The 5,988-nt window shown below is 65.5% G+C and carries 6 protein-coding genes; 1 reads left to right on the forward strand and 5 read right to left on the reverse strand.

Features of this window, described 5'->3' with window-relative positions; genetic code table 11:
• Positions 1–88: 88 nt before the first annotated feature.
• Positions 89–2,179 (forward strand): ATP-binding protein, encoded by a 2,091-nt coding sequence (locus tag AAG799_RS21915; protein ID WP_341899175.1) that lies wholly within the window; start codon positions 89–91, stop codon positions 2,177–2,179.
• Between the two features lie 70 nt (positions 2,180–2,249).
• On the opposite strand, the gene AAG799_RS21920 is transcribed toward AAG799_RS21915, so the two are convergent.
• The 5 genes from AAG799_RS21920 to infA form a co-directional block, all read right to left on the reverse strand.
• Entirely contained in the window at positions 2,250–3,095 is an 846-nt protein-coding gene (locus tag AAG799_RS21920; protein ID WP_341899177.1) for a VacJ family lipoprotein, read from the reverse strand.
• 166 nt (positions 3,096–3,261) lie between these two features.
• Positions 3,262–3,471 carry a DNA gyrase inhibitor YacG gene (yacG, locus tag AAG799_RS21925; protein WP_341899179.1) on the reverse strand — a complete coding sequence of 70 codons (210 nt, stop codon included), beginning with the start codon at positions 3,469–3,471 and terminating at the stop codon, positions 3,262–3,264.
• Positions 3,472–3,483: 12 nt separating this feature from the next.
• Positions 3,484–5,073 carry a ribonuclease E/G gene (locus AAG799_RS21930; RefSeq protein WP_341899180.1) on the reverse strand — a complete coding sequence of 530 codons (1,590 nt, stop codon included), beginning with the start codon at positions 5,071–5,073 and terminating at the stop codon, positions 3,484–3,486.
• A 24-nt stretch (positions 5,074–5,097) separates the two neighbouring features.
• Complete coding sequence (locus AAG799_RS21935; protein ID WP_341899181.1) at positions 5,098–5,694, reverse strand: nucleoside triphosphate pyrophosphatase; 597 nt, start codon at positions 5,692–5,694, stop codon at positions 5,098–5,100.
• 21 nt (positions 5,695–5,715) lie between these two features.
• Positions 5,716–5,934, reverse strand: coding sequence for a translation initiation factor IF-1 (gene infA, locus AAG799_RS21940; RefSeq protein ID WP_144067704.1), 219 nt, complete (start codon positions 5,932–5,934; stop codon positions 5,716–5,718).
• Positions 5,935–5,988: the final 54 nt, after the last annotated feature.

Here is a 5,988-nt window from a genome sequence, read left to right on the forward strand (position 1 = left end):
CGCGCGGACAAAAGCCTTTGTCGTTCAACGGCCGAGTGTGAGAGACTGAGCCCAGGCGGGAACCGCCCAGGGAGATGTCGATCCAGCCATGGTCAAAAACAGGCTCGCGACCGATGCCATGATCCGCCTGCGCGCCCGCGTCGGCCTGCCGCGCGGCTTTGTCGGACTCATTGTTGCTGTCGTATTGCTGCTGGCTGCCACTGGCGGCCTGGCCCTGTCGCTGGTGCTCAACCTGCGCAGCAACGACCAGGACCGTATCGTGCTGCAGGGCACCGGGCTGAGTCGCACACTGGCTGATGCGGCGCAACGCCAGTTCGACGTGGCCGACCTGCTGCTGCAATTCGCTGCGGCCGAAGCCAGCGACCGGATCAGCCGCGGCCTGACGCCCAGCGACGCGATCGTTAGCCTGCTGACCGACCGTATTGCCATCATGCCGCAAGTGGATGCCGTGCATGTCTACGATAGCCGGGGCCGCTTCTGGTTCGCCGTCGGCGAGGCGCCGATGCCGCTGGACATCAGCTGGCATCCGGGTTTCGCCAAGCATCGCGACGGCATGGTGCAGCAAATCAACGCGGCGCAAAGCGGCGGCCAGCCGCGCGTCTGGCTGACCCGGCGCATCAACGGTGCCGACGATTCTTTCGCCGGCCTGCTGATCGCCACGCTGAAGATCGACCTGCGCGCACTGCTCGACCCCGCCTACTATCCGTTGCCGGTTTCCACGCTCGCGCTGGTGCATGACGAAGGCCGGCTGGTAACCGGCTGGCCGCAGCCGCAGGCCACGGAACTGGCCGGCCTGACCCGCTTCGTTGCAGGCACCCAGGGCTACAGCTCGACCGGCGAGAATCCGCTCTACTGGTCGAGGCTGAACGACCTGCCGATGACATTGCTGATGCAGCTGGAGCAGCAGAAGGTCGACCGCGGCTGGCTGCGTGCCGCGATCGGTTTCGGCATGCTGTTCGGCATCGTCACACTCGGCGCCATCGCCGCCGTGTGGGGCACCTGGCGCCAGCTGGAACGGCGCGCGGCGACGGAATCGCTGCTGCGCGGCATGATGGATAACCCGCCGCTGGTGATGACGCTGCAGGACCCGCATGGCCGCTACCTGATGATCAATCAGTTTTTCGCCCGGCAGTTCAACCGTGACCCGGAGGATCTGGTCGGCCGCACGGCAAAGGAAGTCTTCCAACCCGAACTGGCGGCAAGACTGACCCAGCAGGTGGAAGAAACGGTGCAGGCCGGCAAGCCACTCACCTTCGACATGCGCATCCCCGATCTGAACGGCAGGATGCGTGACTTCATGCTGGTGCGTTTTCCGATTTTCGATCGCAGCGGCACCCTGCTGGCGGTGGGCAGCATCGCCACCGACATCACCGAACGCAAGACACTGGAAGCAGCATTGCGCGAACAGGCGGCGGTGCGCGAGAAGCTGGCCGAAAATTACGCCCGGCAGCGCGAGGTGGCCGAAACAGCCAACCGCGCAAAAAGCGAATTCCTTGCCCATATGAGCCATGAATTGCGCACGCCGCTGAATGCCATCATCGGGTTCTCCGACATGATTGCCGGACGACTGCTCGGCCCGCAATCGGCAAAGTATTTCGAATATGCCGAGGATATCAGCAGCAGCGCCAAACACTTGCTCGGCGTCATCAACGACATCCTCGATGTCTCCAAGATCGAGAGCGGGCGGTTCGATCTTGAACTGGGCACCCATGATCCGCAGGATATGGTCGATGACAGCCTGCGCCTGGTGCGCGGCCGGGCGCGCGAGGCCGGCGTGCAGCTGGTCAACCGCCTGCCCGAGGATCTGCCGTCGCTGCTGGTCGATGCCCGCGCGGTGAAACAGATCCTGATCAACCTGCTGAGCAATGCCGTGAAGTTCACGCCGACCGGCGGCATGGTGAGCGTGGAAGCCGGACGCCTGCCCGATGGCGGCCTGACGTTCACCGTATGCGACACCGGCATCGGCATCGCCGAAGACAATCTCGAACGCGTGTTCGAGCCGTTCTGGCAGGCCGATGCCGGCATCCGGCGCAGTGAGGGCAGCGGGCTTGGCCTCAACATCTGCCGCAAGCTGATCGAGCTGCATGGCGGCAATATCCGCGTCGCCTCGGTACCACAGCAGGGCACCCGGGTGACCGTGACATTCCCCGCCACCTGCGTGGCTCCGGTAGCGGCGTAAGCGCACAAAAGAAAACGGCGCGTCAGATGACGCGCCGTTTGCATTCAGGATCGGAAAGGTTCGTCGAAGCTTACTGCTTCTGCACCGGCAGGGTCTCGATCTCGCTGCCGGCATCGGCGGCGCGGCTGAGCGAGGTGGGCGAAACGCTGGGCTGCTTCGAGGCGCGGTTGGCGATCTCGTCGGCGCGACGCTGGCGATACACGGTGCGCAGCGTGACGTAATAATCCAGCGAGGTCTTCTCGAGGTTGTCGAGGGTTTCGAGCAGCTCGGCGCGGGCATCCAGGCCGCTCACGATGGTGCGGGCATAAATCCAGCCATCACGATCGGTGTTGCGCAGATACCAGTTGAGCGGATCGGCGGCGGTGTCGACAACGAAACCGGTCAGGTCGCGCGGGTTGGACGGGCCAAGCACCGGGATGAACAGATACGGGCCTTCGCCGGTGCCCCAGCTGGCCAGCGTCTGGCCGAAGTCTTCGCCATGCGCCGGAATGCCGAACCACTTGTCGGCGGCATCATAGAGGCCGAGCACACCAACGGTGCTGTTGATGGCAAAGCGCTGCAGCGTGTCGCCGGCGCGAGCCGTTTCGCCCTGCAGCAGGTCGTTGGCCAGGATGATCGGCGTCTTCAGGTTCAGCAGCGCGCTGCGAATGCCGGTACGGGCCGGTTCCGGCAGCAGCGTGCGGTAGACGAAAGCCGCCGGCTTGAGCAGGAAGTGATCAAGCGCCATATGGAATTCGAACATCGCACGATTGACCGGCTCGAGCGGGTCATTCACGGCTTCGAAATCGGCGCGCGCCTGAGGATCGGCCGGGGCGGTGGCGCAGCCGGCAAGCAGACCGGTCGAAAGCAGGGCAACTGCAGCGAGGGTCTTCCACTGGGACGTGCGCTGACCGTACTCGCGCGTAACAACGGACATGGGGCTTGGACCTCTTTATAATTCTGAGACTTATCTTATCGGGTATCAGCCTTTCGCGCGCAAGCCGAATCCCCTGGACCGTGATGGCCGCCACCCTGCAACCGCACCGGGCGAATGCCTTTTTCCACAGGTGATGCAGTTCTGCAACAGCCCTGACCGGGCCCGGTCAGTGCCGGATCCGGGGGCCCGCACCGGGATCTGCACCACCCTCGGAATCATCCGATTCGTCGGGGTCCTCGGGTTCGACCACCGGAATCGCATAGGCCCCCTTGAGCCAGCGATTGAGGTCGACATCGGCGCAGCGCGGCGAGCAGAACGGGCTGCGCTTGGGGTCGCTGGGCTTGCCGCAGATCGGGCAGGTCTTGGAGGCCGTCATAGGGGGATACCGTCAGCGGCCGAGTCGACCAACTGAGAATGATTCGCGGCGCCGGCCGGCATCGGGCTTCACCTGAATCACGGCGCCGATCTGGCGCTCCAGCTTGCCGCGCAGTTCGTCGTCGAACAGGGCGGCGACATCGGGGGCACAGGCGATTTCCAGCTTGCCGCCGGCCGGACTGCTGGTCGCCTCGCGCCAGGTCCGGCGCAGCAATTCGGCCAGCACGGATGGCAGCGAGGGCAGCCGCCCATCGCCATCGCAGGTCGGGCAATTGTCGAACAGCCGGGTGGCGAGCGGTTCGCCGATGCGCTTGCGCGTCATCTCGACCAGGCCAAGCGCCGACATGCCCAGCACCTTGTGCGGCGCCGGATCGCGCTTCAGCGCCTCGCGCAGGGCATTCACCGTCTGGGCGCGGTAGGCGGCGTTTTCCATATGCAGGAAATCGATCACCACGATGCCGCCGATGCCGCGCAGACGCAGCTGACGCGCAATCGCCGTGGCGGCTTCCAGATTGATCTTGAGCGCCTGTTCCTCGAAGGCATGGCCACGTGACGACGCACGACCGGAATCGACATCGATGGCGGTAAGCGCCTCGGTCTCGCCGAACACGATGGCGCCGCCCGACGGCAGCTCGATGCGGCGGCCCAGCGCAGCAGCAATATCGCCCTCGATCTCGAACAGTTCGAACAGGCCGGCGGGGTCGTCGAAGCGTTCCAGCCGCGCGACGTAATTCGGTGCATGCTCGAACAGCCAGGCGCGTGCCTCGGCGAAACCGGGTGCCGCGTTGACGCGAATGCGATCCAGCCGGGCGCCGACATAATCGCGCAGCGCGCGGCCGACCGGGCCCATCTCGCGCCACAGCTCGGCCGGCACATTGGAACTTTCGGCAGCCACGCGGCGCCGGTCCTCGATCGCAATCCAGCGCGCCCGCAGGCGTTCGAGATCGGCAAACAGTTCTTCCTTCGACACGCCATCGGCATTGGCATTGACGATACAGCCCATGCGGCGGCGGCGCTCGTCGCCATTGCGCCGCTCGGGCTCACGCTTCACCGGCTTGGTGCTTCGGCGATCACCGGCGCGATGCTGCAGCCGGACACTGACCTCATGCTGCAGCCGGGCGGTGACCTCCAGCGGTGTCTGGTCGGCCAGCGCCATCAGGCTCTGCATCACGGCAGCCAGCCGCATGCGTTCGGCATCCTGGGCGATGCGCTTGGTCACGCGCACCGCGGCATCATAGGGACAGAAGGACAGGAAGCGGCCGGGCAGCGCGATCTGGCAGGTGAGCTTGACACCCTTTTCGCCGACCGGATCGCGCACCACCTGCACCAGCACGGTCTCGCCTTCATGCAGACATTGTTCGATCGGCTTGTCGCCAGCGTCGACCAGATCGTCGCGGCCGAGGAACCCGTCGCGGCTCAGGCCGATATCGACATAGGCCGCGCCCAGTCCCTTCTCGATCCGCCGCACGCGGCCGAGGAAAATCGCACCCAGGGCGGAATCGCGATCGGGCCGCTCCAGATCGAGGTGGACCAGACGGTCATCCTCAACCAGGGCGACGCGCGTCTCGGTCAGTCCGACATCGATCAGCAGCTCGTTGGCCATCGAATCAGTTTATAGCGGGTTTCGTTAAAGAAGCGGATAGCCCGGAAGCGGATAGCCCAGGCCGTGCAGCAGCCCGGCGGTTTCGGCCAGCGGCAGGCCGACCACATTGGAATACGAGCCACCGATCCAGGGAATGAAGGCCTCGGCCCGGCCCTGGATGGCATAGCCGCCGGCTTTGCCCAGGCCCTCGCCACAGGCGGCATAGGCGGCGATGTCGGCCGCCGCGAGCCGGCGGAAGCGCACCTTGGTCTCGACCGCGCGGCTGCTGCTGCGGCCATCGGGATGGATCAGGCAGAGCCCGGTGACCACGGTATGGCGCCGGCCCGACAGCAGGCCGAGACAATGGGCGACCTCGTCCGCCGTTTCCGCCTTGGGCAGGATGCGGCGACCCAGCCCCACCACCGTATCGGCGGCCAGCACCAGGGCATCGGGCCGCTGGGCGGCCACGGCACGCGCCTTGGCCTGGCTCAGGCGCAGGGCCAGAGGCCGCGGCAATTCGGATTTTTCAGGGGTTTCGTCGAGATCGGCGGCCAGGATCGCATCCGGCACCAGGCCGATCTGGCGCAGCAGGTCGCGGCGACGCGGCGATGCGGAGGCCAGAACGAGGAGTGGCGCTGCCACGGTTCCGGCCCCGGATCAGACTTACTTGAAGCGGAAGGTGATGCGGCCCTTGGTCAGGTCGTAGGGGGTCATTTCCACCATGACCTTGTCGCCCGCCAGCACGCGGATGCGGTTTTTGCGCATCTTGCCCGAGGTATGAGCCAGCACTTCGTGGCCGTTATCGAGCTTGACCCGGAACATCGCGTTGGGCAGCAATTCGTCCACAACGCCGGGAAATTCCAGCAATTCTTCCTTCGCCATTCAGCCTCTGTTTTACGGTAGCTCGGTTTTACGGTAGTCGCGCGCCGGAACGGC

This window comes from Ferrovibrio terrae, from assembly GCF_943371255.1.
Taxonomy (GTDB): Bacteria; Pseudomonadota; Alphaproteobacteria; order Ferrovibrionales; family Ferrovibrionaceae; genus Ferrovibrio; species Ferrovibrio terrae_B.